Source organism: Segatella sp. (assembly GCF_977051555.1).
The window spans coordinates 28,051-48,852 of sequence record NZ_CDRSSE010000086.1; the positions used below are offsets into that span (position 1 = coordinate 28,051).

Annotated in this window: 15 protein-coding genes and 1 pseudogene; 6 read left to right on the forward strand and 10 right to left on the reverse strand. The window is 44.3% G+C overall.

Annotated elements, in window-relative coordinates:
• Positions 1 to 113: 113 nt before the first annotated feature.
• The 4 genes from ACWJAO_RS13400 (at position 114) to ACWJAO_RS13415 (ending at position 4,225) form a co-directional block, all read left to right on the forward strand.
• Positions 114 to 1,106 (forward strand): malate dehydrogenase, encoded by a 993-nt coding sequence (locus ACWJAO_RS13400; RefSeq protein WP_264902325.1) that lies wholly within the window; start codon positions 114 to 116, stop codon positions 1,104 to 1,106.
• Positions 1,107 to 1,326: 220 nt separating this feature from the next.
• Entirely contained in the window at positions 1,327 to 2,181 is an 855-nt protein-coding gene (locus ACWJAO_RS13405) for a DUF3737 family protein (RefSeq protein ID WP_118152775.1), read from the forward strand.
• Between the two features lie 263 nt (positions 2,182 to 2,444).
• Positions 2,445 to 3,647 carry a MalY/PatB family protein gene (locus ACWJAO_RS13410; protein ID WP_022122133.1) on the forward strand — a complete coding sequence of 401 codons (1,203 nt, stop codon included), beginning with the start codon at positions 2,445 to 2,447 and terminating at the stop codon, positions 3,645 to 3,647.
• Positions 3,648 to 3,700: 53 nt separating this feature from the next.
• Positions 3,701 to 4,225 (forward strand): nitroreductase family protein, encoded by a 525-nt coding sequence (locus ACWJAO_RS13415; RefSeq protein WP_117586702.1) that lies wholly within the window; start codon positions 3,701 to 3,703, stop codon positions 4,223 to 4,225.
• A gap of 99 nt (positions 4,226 to 4,324) precedes the next feature.
• Here ACWJAO_RS13415 and ACWJAO_RS13420 read toward each other — a convergent pair whose 3' ends face one another.
• Complete coding sequence (locus ACWJAO_RS13420; RefSeq protein ID WP_449140605.1) at positions 4,325 to 5,584, reverse strand: 3-deoxy-D-manno-octulosonic acid transferase; 1,260 nt, start codon at positions 5,582 to 5,584, stop codon at positions 4,325 to 4,327.
• Between the two features lie 104 nt (positions 5,585 to 5,688).
• Positions 5,689 to 7,206: a glutamate--tRNA ligase gene (gene gltX / locus ACWJAO_RS13425; protein WP_449140595.1), complete on the reverse strand. Its 1,518-nt coding sequence runs from the start codon at positions 7,204 to 7,206 to the stop codon at positions 5,689 to 5,691.
• A 118-nt stretch (positions 7,207 to 7,324) separates the two neighbouring features.
• Between gltX and ACWJAO_RS13430 the strand changes: the two genes are divergently transcribed.
• Positions 7,325 to 9,424: an HD family phosphohydrolase gene (locus ACWJAO_RS13430; protein WP_449140596.1), complete on the forward strand. Its 2,100-nt coding sequence runs from the start codon at positions 7,325 to 7,327 to the stop codon at positions 9,422 to 9,424.
• 218 nt (positions 9,425 to 9,642) lie between these two features.
• Positions 9,643 to 11,271, forward strand: coding sequence for an OmpP1/FadL family transporter (locus ACWJAO_RS13435; RefSeq protein WP_449140597.1), 1,629 nt, complete (start codon positions 9,643 to 9,645; stop codon positions 11,269 to 11,271).
• A gap of 125 nt (positions 11,272 to 11,396) precedes the next feature.
• Here ACWJAO_RS13435 and priA read toward each other — a convergent pair whose 3' ends face one another.
• From priA to ACWJAO_RS13475, 8 genes and pseudogenes are all read right to left on the reverse strand, one after another.
• Positions 11,397 to 13,667, reverse strand: coding sequence for a replication restart helicase PriA (gene priA / locus ACWJAO_RS13440; RefSeq protein ID WP_449140598.1), 2,271 nt, complete (start codon positions 13,665 to 13,667; stop codon positions 11,397 to 11,399).
• A gap of 171 nt (positions 13,668 to 13,838) precedes the next feature.
• The gene (locus ACWJAO_RS13445) at positions 13,839 to 14,450 is read right to left on the reverse strand and encodes a porin family protein (RefSeq protein WP_449140599.1); all 612 of its coding nucleotides are present in this window, start codon (positions 14,448 to 14,450) and stop codon (positions 13,839 to 13,841) included.
• 28 nt (positions 14,451 to 14,478) lie between these two features.
• Complete coding sequence (gene porN, locus ACWJAO_RS13450) at positions 14,479 to 15,537, reverse strand: type IX secretion system ring protein PorN/GldN (RefSeq protein ID WP_449140600.1); 1,059 nt, start codon at positions 15,535 to 15,537, stop codon at positions 14,479 to 14,481.
• A gap of 84 nt (positions 15,538 to 15,621) precedes the next feature.
• A pseudogene (gene porM, locus ACWJAO_RS13455) lies at positions 15,622 to 16,518 on the reverse strand (type IX secretion system motor protein PorM/GldM); the annotation flags it as partial.
• Positions 16,519 to 16,747: 229 nt separating this feature from the next.
• Positions 16,748 to 17,494 (reverse strand): type IX secretion system motor protein PorL/GldL, encoded by a 747-nt coding sequence (gene porL / locus ACWJAO_RS13460; protein WP_449140601.1) that lies wholly within the window; start codon positions 17,492 to 17,494, stop codon positions 16,748 to 16,750.
• A 5-nt stretch (positions 17,495 to 17,499) separates the two neighbouring features.
• Positions 17,500 to 18,960: a T9SS ring complex lipoprotein PorK/GldK gene (gene porK / locus ACWJAO_RS13465; RefSeq protein ID WP_444395054.1), complete on the reverse strand. Its 1,461-nt coding sequence runs from the start codon at positions 18,958 to 18,960 to the stop codon at positions 17,500 to 17,502.
• Between the two features lie 38 nt (positions 18,961 to 18,998).
• Positions 18,999 to 19,961, reverse strand: a complete 963-nt coding sequence (locus ACWJAO_RS13470; protein WP_449140602.1) for a PorP/SprF family type IX secretion system membrane protein — start codon at positions 19,959 to 19,961, stop codon at positions 18,999 to 19,001.
• Between the two features lie 242 nt (positions 19,962 to 20,203).
• Positions 20,204 to 20,802 (reverse strand): nucleotidyl transferase AbiEii/AbiGii toxin family protein (locus ACWJAO_RS13475; protein ID WP_449140603.1); only part of this gene is annotated, 599 nt, incomplete at its 5' end.

Consider the following 20,802-nt stretch of genomic DNA (forward strand, 5'->3'; position numbering starts at 1 on the left):
TTTTGCGGTCGGAAAGTAAAAAGAAGGAGTTTTACAAACTTTCTTCCGGATATGATCCGCTATTTAATAATAAGGAGAAAAAGATTATAAACATTTAAATAAGAATTGTAGTTATGAATTTTTTAACAAATGACAAACTCGTTATCGTCGGTGCAGGCGGTATGATCGGTTCTAACATGGTACAGAGCGCTTTGATGCTCGGTCTTACTCCAAACATCTGTCTTTATGATATCTTCGAGCCAGGTGTACATGGTGTTTTCGATGAGATTCAGCAGTGCGCATTCCCAGGTGTTAACGTAACTTATACAGTTAACCCAGAGGAGGCTTTCACTGGTGCTAAATATATCATTTCTTCTGGTGGTGCTCCTCGTAAGGAGGGTATGACTCGTGAGGATCTTCTTAAGGGCAACTGCAAGATTGCTGCAGAATTTGGTGACAACATCAAGAAGTACTGCCCAGAGGTTGAGCACGTAGTTGTTATCTTCAACCCAGCTGACGTTACAGCTTTGACAGCATTGATTCACTCAGGTTTGAAGCCAAACCAGTTGACATCACTCGCAGCTCTCGATTCTACTCGTCTGCAGCAGGCTTTGGCCCTCGAGTTCGGTGTACAGCAGGATAAGGTTACTGGCGCTCACACTTATGGTGGTCACGGCGAGCAGATGGCTGTATTTGCTTCTCAAGTTAAGGTTGACGGCAAGCCATTGGCAGAGATGGGTCTTTCTGACGAGCGTTGGGAAGAGATCAAGCACCACACAGTACAGGGTGGTTCTAACATCATCAAGCTCCGCGGCCGTTCTTCATTCCAGAGCCCAGCTTACAACGCAGTTAAGATGATCGAGGCTGCTATGGGTGGCGAGAAGTTCACATTGCCAGCAGGTTGCTACGTTAAGTGCGACAAGTGCGGCTTCAAGAATGTAATGATGGCTATGCCTACTACTATCGATAAGACTGGTGTTCACTTCACAGAGCCTACAGGTACTGAGGAAGAGCTCGCTAGCCTCCAGAAGTCTTACGAGCACCTTTGCAAGATGCGCGATGAGATCGTAGAGCTTGGCATCGTTCCTCCAGTAGCTGAGTGGAAAGAGATGAACCCTAACTTGTAATTCTCCGCTTCGGATTTTTAGAAGTTAACTCGATAAGGGCTGAATCGTGAAAATGCTTCATGATTCAGCCTTTTTTCATTTATTTTTCCCCTATAGCGACCATTTATCCCAAAATACGCCATATCGTTACATTTTTCTGTAAATCAGGTTATACGAGTTTGGCATTATTTTTGTAATTTTGCACACAGAAATAACAAATAAAAAAGGATAATAGAAAATTATGGAATTGATAAAGAACAAATCATTCGGGGGCGAGCGCCCTCTTTTCGGTGCTCACGATGTACGTTTAGAAGATATTACGATTACAGATGGCGAATCGGGCATCAAGTGCTGCCAAAACATAGAATGCCACCATTCCAAGTTTTATGGCAAATACCCTTGGTGGCATGTGGACGGTTCCCTTATCACAGACTGCTACTTCGCTCCAGAAAGCCGTTCTGCCATCTGGTATAGTGATAATATGGTGATGAAAGACTGCACCATCGATGGGCCTAAGTTCTTCCGCGAAATGAAGAATCTGGATTTGGAGAACGTCAACATCACAGATGCTGATGAGACATTCTGGAAGGTAGATGGCTTGAAACTGAAGAACGTAAAGCTCCACGATGGAACTTATCCATTCATGTTCTCCAAGAATATCTATGTAGACGGACTTGAAAGCGACTCTAAATATGTATTCCAATACTGCAGAAATGTGGAGATTCACAACGCAAAGATTACAACCAAGGACAGTTTCTGGGAATGCGAGAATGTAACCGTATATGATTCGGAACTGAATGGTGAGTATCTGGCCTGGCACAGCAAGAACATCAAGTTCGTACGTTGCCACATCAGCGGCGAGCAGCCTCTCTGCTACATGGACCATGTAACTCTGGAGGATTGCACCTTTGATAAGGAATGCGACCGTGCCTTCGAGGATTGCACCAACATCGATGCACAGATCAAGGGAAGTATCACCAACATCAAGAACCCTATCTCCGGAAGAATCGAGGCAGACGAAGTGGGAAGCGTAACTTATACTGAGTTTGCCAAAGCACCAAAGGGTGCATGTGAAATCACAGATAAATCGAAATAGTTTAAGAGGTAATTACAGAAATGGCAACAATCAAGTAAATTACTTATTGTTCCCATAACTAATTATTCTTACGCTTAACTGAAATCTCCGTTCATAGACATTGAACGGCCGTTCAAAAGCTTTGAATGTACGTTCAATGTCTTTGAACGGAGATTCAAAGTCTATGAACGAAGATTTCAATTAGGAGAAAAAGAGATTTATCCTATATAAATAAGAGAATTATCCTATATAGATAGAAGAAACAACATAGATAGAAAACAAATATGAAATACAATTTTGATGAAATCATCGAACGTCGTGGAACCAACTCATACAAATGGGATTTGGTGAAGGAAGACGGCGTTATTCCGATGTGGGTAGCAGATATGGATTTCCAGACTGCTCCCTGCATCATCGAAGCCCTGCAGAAACGTGTAGCTCACGGCATCTTCGGCTATACCCTCGTACCTGATTCTTATTACGAGGCTATCATCAGCTGGTTCTCCCGCCGCCACCAGTGGAAGATAGAGAAAGACTGGATTCTCTATACTTCAGGCGTTGTACCAGCTATTTCCTGCTGTCTGAAAGCCATCTGCATGCCTGGCGAAAAGGTATTGGTACAGACACCTGTCTACAACTGCTTCTTCTCCTGCATTACAAACAGCGGCTGCGAAGTAGTAGAAAACGAACTGAAACGTGTGGGCAACTGCACTTATGAGATAGATTTCGAAGACTTCGAGCGCAAATGTGCCGATGAGAAGACCACAGCCTTCATCCTCTGCAATCCTCACAATCCAGCCGGAAGAGTATGGAAGAAAGAGGAACTTGAGCGAATGAACGATATCTGTCTCAAGCACGGGGTAAAGGTCATCGCAGATGAAATTCATTGCGAGCTCATCATGCCAGGCTATCAGTATACTCCATTTGCCAGCATCAGCGAAGCTTGCCGCGACAACTGCGTAGTATTGAATTCACCATCAAAGTCTTTCAATATTGCAGGCCTTCAGATAGCCAACATTATCTGTCCGGATGCAACATTGCGCCGCCGCATCAACCGCGCCATCAACATCAACGAGGTTTGTGACGTAAACCCATTCGGCGTTATCGCTCTCCAGGCAGCTTACAATGAGGGAGAAGAATGGTTGGATGAATTGAACCAATATCTCTACGAGAACTATCAGGCTGTAAAGGAATTCTTCAATACAGAATTGCCACAAGTTCGCGTTACCCGCCTTGAAGGCACCTACCTGGTATGGCTCGATATCCTGCCATTCGAACTGTCAAGCGACGAGGCTTATGAGAAGCTGATGAACGATGGTAAGGTATTCGTCAACAGTGGTACGATGTATGGCAGAAAGGCTGGCCAGGGCTACCTGCGCCTCAACATCGCCTGTCCTCGCAAGACCCTGATGCAGGGCCTGATTCGTATTGCTCGGGTTCTCAGCCAGTATATGGATGAAGAGGATTTAAGCGGATGCCCTGCATAAAAGAGCGAAGAAAGAGAAAAGATTTCTAAATAAAATGTTTAAAACAAGATAAGATGGAAAATGAAGTTTTGAAAGCCATTAAGGAGAGAAGAAGTATTCGTCGCTTCAAGGCAGATCAGATTACCGACGAAGAGTTGAAGACGGTATTGGAAGCCGGCACATGGGCAGCTACAGGCCATGGAACCCAGGAGCCTTTCATCATTGCCGTTCAGAATCCTGAGATTTGCGCCCAGCTTCGCAAGATGAACGCAGAAATCATGGGTGTAGAAAGCGATCCTTACTATGGAGCGCCAACCATCGTTATCGTTCTGGCACCAGAAAGCAACGTTAACGGTGTGAAAGATGGCAGCCTTATCTTAGGCAATATGATGCTTGCTGCCCACTCTATCGGCCTTGCATCTTGCTGGATTAACCGTGAAGACGGCATGTTTGCATCAGAAGAAGGCAAGAAGCTGATGAAAGACTGGAATCTTCCAGAAGGTTTGATGGGAGTAGGAGCCTTAGCCTTGGGGTATGCTTCTGCGCATCCTCATACCGTAAAACCAAGAAAAGAGGATTACTACCGCATTATCAAATAAAGGCAGGATGCCTGGTTTACGGCACATACATATACAAGAAAAGGTCTCATGAAGAAAAACATTCATGAGACCTTTTTATATATGTATATAATGAAGCTATTACAACTTTACACTTGCCAAGACCTTATCAGTAGCGCCAGCCAAATGAGCCACGAAGGCGCCAGCCTTATCGCCAGCCTGTTTCAGGAAGGTCTCATCAGTCATCAGAGAAGTCATCAAACCTGAGAAATCCTCATAGGTATTGATTTCAAAACCTCCACCCGATTTCAGCAAGCCCTGAGCCTCCTGAAACTTTTTGTTGTTCGGACCAAAGATAACCGGCATATTCCATACGGCAGCCTCCAAGGTGTTATGAATACCTACACCAAAGCCACCACCAATATAAGCCACATCACCATAGTTGTACATACTGCTCAACAATCCGAAACAATCGATGATCAAGACATCAGCCTCCGCAGCTTCTTCAGGAGTAGTTTGCGTATAGCGCACCACCTTCTTGCCCTTTATCAGAGAAAGTATCAACTTCAGATGCTCTTCAGCGATGACATGAGGAGCAATCAGCAGGCGCCAATCCTTATGCTCATTAAAGAAAGGTATAAAGATATTCTCATCTGGTGGCCAAGAGCTACCGGCAACAAATACCTTGAAATCATGATGAGGTACATCCGCAGACTGAGATGAAGCTACTCCTGTTCTGAAAGCCTCGCAAATCGGCAATTGCTTGGCAGCCTCCTTTATCTGGAGAACACGGTCGAAACGGGTATCTCCTACCACATCCACAGCCGTGATGCCGATACCTTCGAGCAATCGCTTGCTCTCTTCGTTCTGTACGAAGAAACGGGTAAAGCACTTCAGCACTCCAGCATAGTTTCTGCCATACCATTTGAAGAACACCTGATCCTCGCGGAAGATACTGCTCACGCTATAAGTAGGAATGTTGCGATGCTTCAGGATATGAAGGAAATTAGACCAGAACTCATACTTGATGAAGAAAGCCATCACAGGACGTACCAATCTAAGGAAACGGATGGCGTTCAACCTAGTATCCACCGGCATATAACAGATGATGTCAGCTCCCTCATAGTTCTTGCGCACCTCATAACCCGAAGGAGAATAGAAGGTAAGCAGAATCTTATACTGAGGATAGTCCTTGCGGATACGTTCCATCAAAGGTCGTCCCTGTTCAAACTCACCGAGCGATGCAGCATGAAACCAAATGTACTTAGCGTTAGGATCCACCTTCTGCTTCAATATTTTGAAAGCCTCACGCTCACCACGCCACATCTTGCGCACTTTTTCATTGAACAGACTTGCAATGGCTATGCCCCAAAGGACGAAATATATTACGATATTATAGATCATGATATTTCTTTATATTGGTTACTATCTATAAATACGTGAACTCTCTGAATAGCCTTCAGCAAAATGCTGCAGAAAGCCATTCAGAGAGAAATTATTGTGAATTAACCCAAAACTTCGATTGCCTTGCGAAGACGGCGCAGAGTTTCCTCCTTGCCAAGGAAGGCAGAGATATCGAACATACCCGGGCCCTTACCCTCACCTACGAGAGTCAGACGGAATGCGTTCATCACGTCACCGAGTTTGTAGCCCTTATCCTCTACCCATTTCATCACGACAGGTTCCTGACCTTCGATAGAGAAATCTTCAATACCTTCAAGCACATCAGCAAGTTCTGTCATCTGCTGTGCAGAATATTCCTTCCAGCGCTTCTTGGTTGTCTTAGCATCATACTCTGTAGGAGCAATGAAGAAGAAAGAACACAATGGCCACAGTTCATAGACAAAGTTCACACGATCCTTCATCATGTGTACCACCTGCTTTACGCGGTCCAGAGTTTCCTCTACACCATTGTTGGCAACAATAGGGGCAAAGAGGTTAGCTATTTCATCATCGCTCTTCATCAGAATGTATTCGTGGTTGAACCAGATTCCCTTCTTGAAGTCAAACTTGGCACCAGCCTTAGAGCAACGGGAAATATCGAAAGCCTTCACCAACTCATCAAGAGAGAAGATTTCCTGTTCTGTACCAGGATTCCAGCCGAGGAGCGCCAGGAAGTTGACTACAGCCTCAGGGAAGTAACCACTCTCACGATAACCGGAAGAAACCTCGCCAGTCTTAGGATCATGCCACTCCAGTGGGAATACTGGGAAACCTAGGCGGTCGCCATCACGCTTACTCAACTTACCCTTGCCTTCTGGCTTGAGAAGCAAAGGAAGATGGGCAAAACGAGGCATGGTATCTTCCCAACCGAAAGCCTTATAAAGAAGTACGTGCAAAGGAGCACTTGGCAACCACTCCTCACCGCGGATTACATGAGAGATTTCCATCAAGTGGTCGTCTACGATATTTGCCAGGTGATAAGTTGGCAATTCATCAGCACTCTTATAAAGTACCTTATCATCCAAGATATCGCTCATTACCTTCACGTCACCACGAATCATATCGTTCACGTGAATCTCCTGTCCTGATTCAATCTTGAAACGTACAGTATACTGCTTTCCGTCAGCAATCAGCTTATCAACCTCTTCCTTAGAAAGAGTCAGAGAGTTGCGCATCTGCATACGAGTATGAGCATCATACTGGAAGTTCTGGATTTCGGCACGTTTTGCTTCCAACTCCTCAGGAGTATCAAAAGCAATATACGCCTTATCATTATCCAAGAGCTGCTGAACATACTGCTTATAAATATCACGACGTTCACTCTGGCGATAAGGTCCATGCTCTCCACCGAAACTTACACCCTCGTCAAACTGGATACCCAGCCACTTGAAAGATTCCAGGATATATTCTTCGGCTCCAGGCACGAAACGATGAGAATCTGTATCCTCAATACGGAACACCAGCTCACCTCCATGTTGGCGAGCAAACAAATAATTATACAGAGCGGTACGAACACCGCCAATGTGCAATGCACCCGTTGGACTAGGGGCAAAACGCACCCTTACTTTTCTATCTGCCATGTCTTTTTATAGCTATTTTCAAATTTTTCTGCAAATTTACATCTTTTTTTGCGATTTTAGCCGTTTTTTTTCGTATTTTCGCACTGTAAAACGAAATAAGTAAGAAAAAAGTAGGAAAATGAGCATATTTAACAACCCAGAAGAGAACTATTGGCGCAATTTCGCCACAAAAACGGTTTTGATATTAATCACCGTTGCTATCATTGTTTGGTTTCTTCCTCGCAACGAAGGAAGGATGTTCAGGTATGATGTTGGAAAGCCATGGATGTATGGTTCCGTCATCGCAAAATTTGACTTTCCGATCTATAAGACCGATGAAGCCATCAAGCGTGAACAGGATTCGCTGATGAAGCAATTCCAACCTTATTATTCAGTCAATGAATCCATCGGCAGCGAACAGGTGAGCCGTTTCCTGCACGACTTCAGCCAAGGTGTACCAGGTTTGCCAAAAGAATATGTGGGACTCATAGCCCACCAGCTTCAGCGCCTTTATCAGACCGGCATCATCGCTACCACGGAATATAATCGTATCTACAAAGATTCTACCAGTATGATACGAATTATCAACGGAAAGAATGTGAAGAGCGTACCTATCGGTTCGTTCTACTCTACTATTGCCGCTTACGAACGCATCTTCTACGATGAGAAGCTGGCAACCCAGCGACAGCTTTTATCCCGTTGCAACCTTAACAATTATGTTGAAGCTAACGTCATATACGATAAGGAAAGAAGCGAGGCAGAGAAAGCCGACATGATAAGCAGCATTCCACTGGCAAGCGGAATGGTGATGAGCGGACAGAAGATTGTGGATCGTGGTGAAGTGATTACGAACAACACCTATCGGGTGCTCAATTCATTCGATAAGGAGATGAAGCGCCGCAGTTCTACCCAGGAAGAACTGACAACCACTATCATCGGACAGGTACTGTTTATCTTCATTCTTGTCATGCTGTTTACCTCTTATCTCTCACTTTTCAGAAAAGACTATTTTGATAAGCCGCGCAGCATTACCATGCTTTATGCGATGATTACACTGTTCCCTATCTTTGTGTCACTCATGATGAAACACAATTTCTTCAGTGTCTATATCATCCCATTTGCCATGGCGCCTATCTTCGTACGTGTGTTTATGGACTCGCGTACAGCCTTTATCAGTCACGTTACGATGATTCTCATTTGTGCAGCAGCAGTAAAGTACCAGTACGAGTTTATCATCGTACAGCTGGTAGCTGGTCTTGTTGCTATTTACAGTTTGCGTGAACTCAGCAAGCGCTCGCAGATATTCATCACAGCCCTGTTGGTAACTATAGCCAGCGGTGTAGTATATCTTGCCCTTCAGCTGATGCAGGACAACCAGGTGTTCAACGTAGATGCCAGCATGTATAGCTACTTTACCATAAACGGCATCTTCCTGCTACTCTCTTATCCGCTCATGTACATTATAGAAAAGATGTTTGGATTTACATCTAATGTTACACTTTTCGAGTTGTCAAATACCAACAAGGGATTACTTCGCAACCTGAGTGAGATTGCTCCAGGCACCTTCCAGCATTCTATCACCGTAGGTAACCTGGCAGCAGAGATTGCCAACCGCATCAGAGCCAACAGTCTTCTGGTGCGTACCGGAGCACTCTATCATGATATCGGTAAGATGACTAACCCTGTTTTCTTCACAGAGAATCAGGCGGGCGTTAATCCTCACGACCAATTAAGCGACCTTGAGAGCGCACAGATTATCATAAGCCATGTTTCAGAAGGTCTGAAGATGGCAGAGAAGGTTGGTCTGCCAGGCATCATAAAGGATTTCATCACTACTCATCACGGAACGGGCATCACCAAGTATTTCTATATTAATTACTGTAATGCTCACCCTACAGAGGTGATTGACAAGTCGCAGTTCCAATATCCTGGTCCGAACCCATTTACCCGCGAACAGGCCATCCTGATGATGGCAGATACGGTTGAAGCGGCTTCGCGCTCTCTGAACGAATATACTGAAGAAAGCATCAGTAACCTCGTCAATAAACTCATCGACGGACAGGTGGCAGATGGTTTCTTCAAGGAGTGCCCTATCACGTTCCGAGACATTGCTCTCGCTAAGCAGGTACTCATCGAACGACTCAAGGCTATTTACCATACCCGTATTTCGTATCCTCACTTAAACGTAAAACAGAATGCCGGCAAAAAGACGAGTCAGGAGTCTAAAGAACAAGAGTAAAGATACAATTCGTGAAGTTCTTATGCCGTAAAGCGTATAAACGGATATACAAAAAGGTAAAACATAACCGATAAAAGCCCTTTTTCTTGCACAGTTTTTTAAATCTGTGCAAGAGAAAGGGCTTTTTTCGTTAATATGTTTTAAATATTTAATAAAACCAATAGCGAAATAGAACATTATAATTACCTTTGCGGACGTTTTTATTTAATATTATTAAGATGAAGAAACTAAAATTAGTTAGTTTAGCCATTGCGATGGCTTGTGCAACCCCATCTTTTGCAGGCGGTTTGCTCACCAACACCAATCAACATGTAGCATTCAACAGAATGATGAGCCGTGAGGCTTCAATTGGTATCGACGGTGTTTATTACAATCCAGCCGGAGTTGTATTCATGGGTAAAGGTCACCATCTTGCCATCAACTGGCAGTTGGCTTACCAGACACGTAGCATTGAAAATGATTATGCTCTGTTCACAAACAATGTGAACAATCCTATTACTCCTCGTACATTCAAGGGTGAGGCTTTTGCACCTGTCATCCCTTCATTCCAGTATGCTTATAATAAAGGTAGATGGTCACTCCAGGCTAGCTTCGCCCTCACAGGTGGTGGCGGCAAGTGTACCTTCGATAATGGTCTGGGCTCTTTCGAAAAGATCGTAGCTGAGACAGCAATGGCTGCTTGCGGTCTGGCAAAAACTGTTGACAATGTATTGGGTAATACACTAGGACAGCCAGGAATGCAAATGTTTACAACCGACCAAGCATTCGGACAGAAAGGCGAATATAGCTACAATAGCTATATGCATGGCCGTCAGTACTATTACGGTCTCTCTGTAGGTGCTGCATATAAATTCAGCGACAATTTCAGCGCATTTGCAGGTGTACGTGGTGTCTATGCTTCAACAAACTACTATGGATATGTTGAAAACATCAAGGTAGGCAACATGCCTCTTTACAAGGTACTCGACCCTAACAAGGAAAATGCAGCCAACATTGAATTGAGCTGTGACCAGAGCGGCATCGGCTTTACTCCTATCATCGGTGTAGACTTCAAGACAGGCAAGTGGAACTTCTCTGCAAAATATGAGTTCAAGACTCGCATACGTTTGAAGAACAAGTCTGTAAATCAGGCTCCTAGTATCAGTGCTCTCCCAGACAACTTGTCCAGACAGATGGTTGGAACATTGACTCAGGTGTTCACAAATAAGGGTATGACTCCAGAGAAAGCTCAAGCTGTAGCAGCAAATACTACTCAAACTGTTTTGACTAACGGTGATGTAGTAAAGACAATGGCTGGCTTGAAGACCGAGTTCGACACCAAGCTCAAAGAGGCTATCGGCGAATACGAAGATGGCAAGAAGATTGCTGGTGATATTCCTGCTTATCTGGCACTCGGTGTTGGCTATAGCCCTGTCGATGCAGTTAGAGTAAACGTTGGTTTCCACTGGTTCGATGACAAGCACGCTACATCTTACAACAACCGACAGGAAAAGTTGAAGCGCGGTACATTGGAATACAACGCAGGTGTCGAGGTAGACGTAAACAAGAAGATTACCTTGAGTACAGGTTGGCAGAATACCAACTATGGCTTGCCTGAAGAGAACCTTGACACACCAGCTTCAAAAAGATATATGGACGATAAGTCATTCGTTACAAGTTCCAACTCTGTAGCAGTTGGTGGTGTATACCATATCAATAAGAAGATGGATTTGAACGTGGCTTACTTCCACACCTTCTATCAGCACAAGAAGACCACAGAAACAGACAAGAGTACAAGTCAAGTCTACAGTTCAGACTACACACGTAACAACAACGTATTCGCAGTAGGTCTTGACATCAACTTCTAAACATAACTACAAATATCATAATTAAAAGGCTACCCGTTCTTGCAACAAGTAACGGATAGCCTTTTTCATTTTATTTACCAATCATATTTTCTTCCATTCTGCCAGAGAAAAGGATGTCCAGGAAACTACAATGGGTCTACATCATAATAAATCTGCAGAGCTCCATATCTCGGATCCTTTCCCATCTGTTGCTGAGCAAACTTCAGATATTCTCTTACCTTCTGCTGGTCAATACCATTTTCCAGTTTGATAACAATCTTTCGAATGTTCATCGTCTTAACCCTTGCCACAGCAGGTTTATCGGGTCCCAACACACGCTCGCCAAACCAGCTTCTCAGCGTTTTGCTGAGCTCATGGCTAGCCTGTTCGCATACCTTATCATATTTATGTTTTACATACACATTAATCAGGTGGAAGAAAGGTGGATAATGAAAAGTTCTTCTCTCCTCCAGAATACCCTGATACAAACCTGCATAATCATTATGCACCACCTGTCCGATTACCGGCAAGGTAGGATTCTTGGTCTGGAGAATCACCAAGCCACGCTTACCTTTTCTTCCAGCTCTACCACTCACCTGTGCCATCATCATGAACGCATGCTCGTAGGCGCGGAAATCGGGATAGTTGAGCATTGAATCAGCATTCAGAATGCCCACCACACTCACCTTATCGAAATCGAGACCCTTTGAAACCATTTGCGTACCTATCAGAAGATTCGTCCTGCCTTCAGAGAAGTCAGCGATCAGTCGTTCGTAAGCATTTCGTGTACGTGTCGTATCCAAATCCATTCTGGCAATCTTGGCTTCCGGAAAAATTTCAGCTATCTGGTCTTCTATCTTCTCGGTACCAAAACCACGGCCCATGATTTCCGTACTGCCACAGTTAGGACATTCCGTAGGAATCGGATAAGTGTAACCACAATAATGGCAAGTAAGCAGGTTGATACTCTTATGCAACGTAAGCGAGACATCACAGTTCTTACATTTCGGCACCCAACCACATACCTTACATTCAACCATCGGCGCAAAACCACGACGATTCTGAAAGAGGATTGCCTGTTGCCCATTCTTCAAAGCCTCTCTTACTGCAGCCAAAAGCTGTGGAGAGAAAGGACCGCTCATCATCTTACGGCGGCGCAAGTCTTTTACATCTACCACCTGAATTTCCGGCAACTGAATACCTTTGTATCTTGTTTTCAGTTTTACCAGGCCATACTTGCCTTGCTGCGCATTATAATAACTCTCCATCGAAGGCGTAGCCGTACCCAATAATGTCTTAGCCCCATACATCTTGGCAAGCACAATGGCAGCACTTCTGGCATGGTAGCGCGGAGCGGGATCCTGTTGTTTGAAGGAAGTCTCGTGCTCTTCGTCTATAATGACGAGTCCCAAAGCCTTAAAAGGCAGGAAGACGGCACTTCTTGCGCCTAGGATTACATCATAAGGGTGATCTGAGAGTTGTTTCTGCCAGATTTCTACACGCTCAGCATCACTATATTTAGAATGATAGATGCCCAGCCGGTCGCCGAAGACCCTATGCAGACGTTCCATGATTTGTACGGTCAAAGCGATTTCCGGCAGAAGATAGAGCACCTGCTTATGCTCTTCAATGGCTTTTCTGATAAGATGAATATAGATTTCCGTCTTTCCGCTGGATGTCACACCATGGAGCAATACGACATCCTTTTTCATCATTTGCATCAGGATTCCATTATAGGCATCTTGCTGTGCCAAGGAGAGTTGTTTGATAAGTTCAAGATGAGATTCTCCATTCGTATTCAATCGTCCTATTTCCAACTCATAAGTAAAGAGAATTCCCCTGTCGATAAGCGCCTTGACAACAGCTGCCGTACAATGGCTCTCATTCATCAGTTCTTCCTTGGTCACTTTTTTAATGCCTTCTCTAGGCGTATCACCATCAAGACTGTCCCAATGCGAGAGACTCAGAAAGGTTGTCAGGGCTTTGGCTTGCTTCAAGGCTCTCTGCACCAAGTTGAGCGCTACGTGAAGAGCCTGTTCACTACGGTATGTACTGGCAAGTTCCACATAGAGTTCCATCTTGGGCTTGAATTTCTCTGTAGACTTCAGTCCACCAGGCATAGCAGCATTATAGACATCGCCTAAAGGAGCCATATAATAATAGCCAATCCATTGCCACAATCTCATCTGCTGAGGCAAAAGCGAAGGCGTATTGTCAAGCACCGCCTCGACAGGTTTGCAGGAGAATGCAGGCTTATCATCATGCAGTCGTGTAGCCATTGCGATATATTTCTTACTTTTACCAAGAGGAACCAGCAAGCGTACCCCAGGCACAACTTTCCCTTCCATCCCATCAGGGACAGAATAAGTAAAGGTTCCGTCGAGCGGAAGGGGTAATATCACATCTACATACTTCATATCTAATATTCTTAAACCTTGAAATATCTGCCATTCAGACTTTCGGCTTGCAAAGTTAGCAAAAAAAAAGCAGATACCCATCATCGGATACCTGCTTTTATATATTTTAAGATGTACTAGGCGAAACCATACGATGTTCTCACCCATAATCTGTCCTGTTCTTTTACGGGATTAGAACCAATAACCCAAAGCAATCTGCCAACTGTTATTCTTGCTGTTACCATTCACAATCTTTTCGCTTGTTTCCTGCCAGGTAACATCTGCAGTCTTACCGCAAGCGATGTTATAGTTTGCAGAGAGCTGGAGATGGCTCAGCAGGGTAACACCCAAACCTACGTTTACGCTGAAGTTTGATTTCTTCAAAGAATAAGAACTATTATCATTCCACTTGAAGTTCTTGTCACCAACATTGATACCCCACTGTGGACCAGCGAAAACGAAAACATTAGCCAAGCTGCTCAAGCCGAAGCCATAACGTACGTTTACAGGGATATTAAGAGATTTCTGAGTCATTGTTGTCTCTGCATCATTTACAGACACCTTAGCTTCCTTCTGATCGTACAAGGCAGCAGCATCAAAGCTTAAGCCAACAACAGGGATAGTAACCTTTACCATTGGACCAACAAAGAAACCTGTCTTGTTAGATGCATCGAAAACATCGTTACTCAAAGACATGTTAGTAACATCCAAACCGCCCTTCAAACCAAACTTAATCTGGGCATTTGCATTAGTAGCAAACATCATGGCTGCTACAAGCATTAATACTGATAAAACTTTCTTCATTCTATATTTACTTTAATTCTTATATAAATTAATGACGTTCTCTACGAACCGTTACCCTAGCCGAGCCACCAGAAGAAACGTTACTTCCTCCTGATCTGCGTTTTTTAACTGTAGAAGTCTTAGCTGGTTTAGATGCAGAACCACTTCTTCTGTTACGGCTTTTCTTCAGAGTCTTGGCATCCATATTCTTTTCTGCCTTGGCAATACTGTCAAGCGAATCCTTCCGAGCCTGATTACCCCAGATATTCTTTTCAAAGGCAGCCAACTCAGCTTCTATGCGTTTCTGTTCCTTCGCCATAGCTGTATCCGAAGAACAGTATTGTGCCAGGGTATTTCCCTGCATATTGTTGGTCTTGTAGATTTTACCCCGATACAGATTCTTGGTAAAATAATCTTCTGCACTCATCACAGCAGCATTGTTCACATTACTGGTCATCAGCTGCAGCTTAGCCAGGAAAGGAGCTAAGTCATCATACTTCACCCAGAAGAGCGGATACTTGTTTCCTACATCTCCAAAGTCATCATTACGGGTCATGATAGGGCACAAAGCCAATACCTTGGTATGGAAAGAAGCTGTTTTCTGGTCATAGTAAGAAGTCTCCTTCACATAGTAAGCCTTCACTTCTGATGATGGAATATCGCTGTCATCAATATGCACCTTTCCGTTATCAGTCTTCTCGTAGTAGATATGATAATTATCTACGAATGCTTTCGGAGTAAGACGGTTGGCGGCAGAAAAGTCCTCATTACCATCCATACGATACTGATAAACAGGCACTCTACCCGTAAACATCAGTTTAAAGATATAGGTAAAGAGATTCATCTTACCATCTGTTGGCTCTACAGGATAATACAAGGCAGCATTGGCATCATCTGTGAGATTGAGTTCACGATAGATGTCTCTTCTCCAAACCACGTCCTCATCCATCGGGATGGCTGTAGGGAAATAGAGTTTGGCACGCAAGGTCATATTATCAGCATTAGACTGTTGTGCCTTTTGCTGAGCCTGCTTTCTGCGAGCCGCTGGCTGTGCCATGATGCTCTGCACCATTCCCAAAAGTATGAATATGAATAATATCTTTTTCATTACATTGAACTTTGAACTTTAAACTTTGAACATTATGATTAGCAAAGCATTTGAATTCTTCACTCTTCCTTCTTCACTCTTCACTTACCTGACGATAACTTCCATCGCCGCCGGCAAATTTCGGGTGATTCCGTCAGGACCTACAGCCCTGATATGCGAGATATAGAAGCGACGGTTTCTTGACAGCTTTCTGAACTCTTCGCGCTGGCGTTCCGAGAAACTGGAACCCGCAGAAGCCAGAGGTATGGCATTGCCCATATTGTCGAAGAATACGGTTTCGAAGCCCAGTACCTTGAACGGAATATCAAGGAGTCCGTCGTCTATGGCTGCATGAATGCCAGGAGCACCCATCAGAGCACCTTTCGATAGAGCACCACCTCTAAATCTATCTGTACCCATCGCAATATAAGCTGTTGGGTCAGGAAGTTTTCTTACATGGAATACGAATGGAGGCAGACTTCTCACCTGTCCCTTATCGCGGGCTGTCACATGGATGGTAACATCCTTACCCACCGCTGATGGTGTCGCAACGAAATGACCATTGCCCTTAGCTACGAAAGAACCGCCTGTCATGGTTGCAGAGATGGCATTTGCCGGAACACCAGGAACGCTGATGCTGATAGGATTGGCATAGCCTGCATAGAGCACATTCATCAGGTCGGCAGCAACGGTAGCTGTGTTAGGAACAGGCAATACGGTGTATTTCTGAACGAAATTGCGTCGCATCATCTCGCCGTTCTTACCTTTCATCAGGATGTAACCACCAAACTGATGCTCACCTACGCCACCAGCCACAAAACTGTATCTGCCATTCTCGGCATTCAACCGACTACCATTCACATAGATTTCCGGGCGCTGCGTGCTGTCTATCGCAGCCATCACCACATGCGAATTGAAACGTTCACCGGCATAGAGGGTTGTTTTCTCTGGAATAACGAATGCATCGAGTTCATTCACATTCAGTTCTACCAGATCTATATTTTTCTTCTCCTCATCCGATTTCTTCCCATCATCGGCAAGACTTTTCTTGATTTTCTCGACAACAGACTTGCCTTTGACACCGAATTCCTCATCTGTAGGAGTATTCAGCGCCAACATAGCCATCAGGATGACATACATCAGGTTAATCATCTTCTGGCGAGGCGAAACCGGTCTTTTCTTGATTGCCATGGATATATATTTGCTTGATTCTATTTATTTTCTTCGTTGTTTACTCTTCACTTGTTACATGAGGAGCTGCCACACGCATATTGATGGTCATGGCATCAATCATACGGGTATAAATCTTGTTCAACTGCTCTATCTGCTTTGCCATCATCTTGGTCTGCTCATTGATCTGGTCAATGGTACCAATCTGCTGGCTGGCACTTTTCAGCTGCATCTCGTATACTCGGCTGATACCAGTCAAGGTACGGTTCAGATTCTCCATCTCCTCGCTGTCACGGGTCAGTCGGCTACTCTGTTCGTTTACCTTACTCAAGGTTTCTACCAGATTCTTCAGCTGTTCTACGTAACTGTTCTGAACTTCTACCACCTCAGGATTTAGTGGAGTCAGTTCTGGCGCAGCTGCCATTACAGGAGATACTGGAGCAGCAACCTCAGGTTGAACAGTCTCAGGTTGAACCGTCTCAGGCTGTTTCCGGGCAGTCATCATTTCCTCAGCCGACACCTTTCCTTCCAGATACTCTTCTGTTGCATGGGTAGGCAAGTCTCTACCTTCAGCTGTTTTGTCGAAAGGACGGTCGAAAGCAGAAAGGAAGAACACGAAAATCTCGGTTCCCATACCTAAGAAAAGCATGAGATTGGCACCAGGAAGATGGGTCAACTTAAAGAGGGTACCAGCGATTACGATAGAGGCACCCCAACTGTAAGCATAGTTAAGGAAAGTCTGACCCGGCACACTATCCATCCACTTCTGCAAGCGGTATACAATATTGAATTTGCTATAATAGCTCATATTTTTTATCTCCTATTCTTATTCTTCAATGGTTTCTGTTTTCCGCTTGCCGTAGTAGCAAGACTTCTCACGCAACGGAATCCGATGTATGAGCGAGGCTGATTCTGGTATTCGAAAGTACGCCATGCCGAACGTATAAACGACTCTGGGTCTTTCCAGGAACCACCTCTTACACTTTTCTTCTTCAAACGGTAAGGGTCTTCTATGGCAGCATTATACTGTAAAGTTGGGTTAAAATCGCTCATGGCGTCTACACCAGCCTCTGTATAAACGGTACTTGTCCACTCTGCCACATTACCTGCCATATCGTAAAGTCCATTTGAATTTGGCGAATAGATAGCCACCTTACTGGTTATCAGGTTGCCGTCCTTGGTATAGTTGCCTCTGTCAGGTTTGAAATTGGCATAAAAACAACCATCCCCATTCTTCACATCCGCATTGTCCCAAGGAAATTCATTCTGGTTCTTGCCTCTTGCTGCATACTCCCATTCCGCCTCGGTCGGCAGACGGTAACGCTGTACAAATCTAGCTTCAGGACCTAAGCCCTTCAACAGATAGTCTGTTCGCCAGGCACAGAAGGCATTTGCCTGTTCCCAGGTAACACCTACTACCGGATAGTCATTATACGCAGGATTGCTGAAATAACTTCTCAGATAGGTTTCATTCTCTGCATTCTTGAAGTCGTTTACCCAACAGGTAGTGTCAGGATAAACATTTACGATATAGGTATTCAGGAAATCCCAAGGACCTGAAAGCGGACGGTTGATAGTCTCACGCACCACTCTACCCTCATCATCGTAATAAGCGGTATCTTTCGAAATCATCACCACCTCGTCCGGATTTATCTTCACATCGGTGTTAAGGGTACGTTCCTGTGGATTCAGGCGGAACTTACGCTGAGCCGCAGCTGTATAATCATAGATTTCGTATTTATAGTTGAGCTGGCGCCAGTCGATGAGTTTTTCTCCTGTAACCGGATTGGTTTCATACAAACTTTCAAAAGCTCTCTGCTCATCCTCATTAGGTTTCTTAGGAAGCGCTTTCTTCCAGTTTACATGAGGCGTAACCGGATCGCCATTCTTATCTTCAGTAATCATGTAAGTCTCGTCGCCTCCATAAGCAGGATCAGCCAGACGGGTACGAAGGATAGAATCACGCACATAAGCCACAAACTGCTTATATTCTGAATTGGTGATTTCGGTATCATCCATCCAGAATCCATCCACCGACACATCCTTGCGTGGTGTTTTCATTCCCCAGAGTGAGTCTTGGGTCTCCATTCCCATTTTCAGGAAGCCACGGTTTATCTTTACCATACCATAAGGGGCTGGCTCTACAAAGCTTCTACCGCTCACGCCAACCACCTCGCCACCTCTGCCTGCAACAGAAGCTTGCTTGGCACCAAAGCAGCCGCTCAAGGTGAGCAATATAGCGAATGCACTAAGGAGCAATATACTTTTCTTCATTGTTTTATGATTCTACTATGTTCTTATTTTTATTTACATTATAATATTCTGACGCTCTGATGGCGGTTTCTGCCTTTCTTGGTCAGGTTGATATCTGTCTGATACCCTACAAAGAGTTCATGACTGCCATTTCCGGCACTGAGTTTGGAGGTGTATGCCTCGTAACTGTAACCAAGCACTACCCCATGAAAACTACCGCCTACCAGGATGGTCACAGATCTGTCCGGACTGTAGGTTACACCACCATACAACATCCGTTTCTCATATTGGTAAACCAACCTTCCTGTCAGGTCGCCTCGCCATGTGGTGCCATCTGTTGTTACAAGAACAGACGGCTTTATTGTTAAGAACGGATTTCTAAGCCGAATATTGTATCCACCTGTCAAATAATATGTGGCATCTATTTTCAATTCATTGGTCTCACCCAGATTAATTGTAGGCGATGTAAGATGCTGGGCAGAAAGTCCTACGTACCAAGCCTTATGCTGGTAATACAGACCCAGACTCAAATCCATTCCGCTTCCATTGACATTTGATGTAGAAAAGGCAGGGTCACCACTTTCTCCCAAATCAACCTTGCTTCCATCAAACTTCTCATTCAGCATACCTCCTTGAACACCCACGCTCAGCGTTCCACCCAGGAGTTTATTCTGCAAAGCATACTGTAAAGCCAGGCGCTGATGAGTAAAAAGACCAATCTGGTCGCTCTGTAGCGACAAACCTACACCATGCCGGTGATTGAGCAGGAAGAAAGGCATGTCAGCCGCCACCTGAAAGGTACGGGGGTTATGTTCGAATCCAGCCATATCAAGTGCGTAGGCCGCCGCAACATTAAGTTTCGACTGCTTACCCACAGCAGCAGGATTGAATGATGGTTCCATGTCAAAATAATGACTAAAGGAAGGATCATACTGTGCCCTCATTTCGAGCACCCCCACTAGCAGAATCCATATAATGATAAATCTTTTCAACACAATAAGATAACGGAATTTCTTACACATTATTATATATAAGCAAGAAACAAAAGATGAAAAAGGCTACCCTCTTATAGGAGAGCAGCCCTATCATCGAGATTAATACTCGTCATCATTCCAGAGGAATATTAGGGCTGAATACCAAACACTTATAGCCTTCTAACTTTTTTATTGAACATTTTATTAAGGAGTAAAAGTCGCTAAAAGGCTTTTCTAAACCTATCTTGCAACTCCTTGATTCGCTCTAAAAGTTTTTCGAAAGATAAAGTCTAACCATAGATAAAGTGGTTACACATCTCTGCATAATCACCTTCCCAATCCTTCACCAACTCTTGCCTAGGAACGAAATCAATCTCACTAGGCATCAACTTAGAATAATCTACATACCCAACAGCATAGTATATGGAACGATGCTTAACTATACGCTCATACAAATCAATATCCTGCAGGGCTTGTTTGCCAAATTCTGTATCCATCAAGCGTTCGAGATCATAAAGATGTCTAGACATTCGGACATGACGAGGAGTCTGTTTCTGAAATTCCTCGCATAGCAGGAATGCCTTCTCTAGGAATGTTCGAGTAGGCACAACTGTTCTGACCGTAGCTGTAGCCGCCGCATCTTCTCCAGGGAAAGTCTGCTCAATATATGATGAAATCAAACGGTCTTCCGTAGGTTCATTCATAGACAAGCAACTAATCTCTATCTTAACTCTTGGCGGAATATACTCTATCGTATGACCAAGCATAGACTCATAATGAACGAGAATGACAGATGGATCCTTATCACTTGCAACGGGACTTGCCTTACCATCCTCATCAATTTCCTCTACTACATTTTCTATATGGTATCCTTCCACACCAAGTTTCT

Bases quoted from the DNA above. Each gene is read 5' to 3' on its own strand.
- ACWJAO_RS13470 (WP_449140602.1), bottom strand. From the start codon at position 19,961: ATGTGTAAGAAATTCCGTTATCTTATTGTGTTGAAAAGATTTATCATT.
- ACWJAO_RS13400 (WP_264902325.1), top strand. From the start codon at position 114: ATGAATTTTTTAACAAATGACAAACTCGTTATCGTCGGTGCAGGCGGT.
- gltX (WP_449140595.1), bottom strand. From the start codon at position 7,206: ATGGCAGATAGAAAAGTAAGGGTGCGTTTTGCCCCTAGTCCAACGGGT.
- priA (WP_449140598.1), bottom strand. From the start codon at position 13,667: ATGAAGTATGTAGATGTGATATTACCCCTTCCGCTCGACGGAACCTTT.
- porN (WP_449140600.1), bottom strand. From the start codon at position 15,537: ATGAAAAAGATATTATTCATATTCATACTTTTGGGAATGGTGCAGAGC.
- ACWJAO_RS13445 (WP_449140599.1), bottom strand. From the start codon at position 14,450: ATGAAGAAAGTTTTATCAGTATTAATGCTTGTAGCAGCCATGATGTTT.
- ACWJAO_RS13410 (WP_022122133.1), top strand. From the start codon at position 2,445: ATGAAATACAATTTTGATGAAATCATCGAACGTCGTGGAACCAACTCA.
- ACWJAO_RS13405 (WP_118152775.1), top strand. From the start codon at position 1,327: ATGGAATTGATAAAGAACAAATCATTCGGGGGCGAGCGCCCTCTTTTC.
- ACWJAO_RS13430 (WP_449140596.1), top strand. From the start codon at position 7,325: ATGAGCATATTTAACAACCCAGAAGAGAACTATTGGCGCAATTTCGCC.
- ACWJAO_RS13415 (WP_117586702.1), top strand. From the start codon at position 3,701: ATGGAAAATGAAGTTTTGAAAGCCATTAAGGAGAGAAGAAGTATTCGT.
- porK (WP_444395054.1), bottom strand. From the start codon at position 18,960: ATGAAGAAAAGTATATTGCTCCTTAGTGCATTCGCTATATTGCTCACC.
- ACWJAO_RS13435 (WP_449140597.1), top strand. From the start codon at position 9,643: ATGAAGAAACTAAAATTAGTTAGTTTAGCCATTGCGATGGCTTGTGCA.
- porL (WP_449140601.1), bottom strand. From the start codon at position 17,494: ATGAGCTATTATAGCAAATTCAATATTGTATACCGCTTGCAGAAGTGG.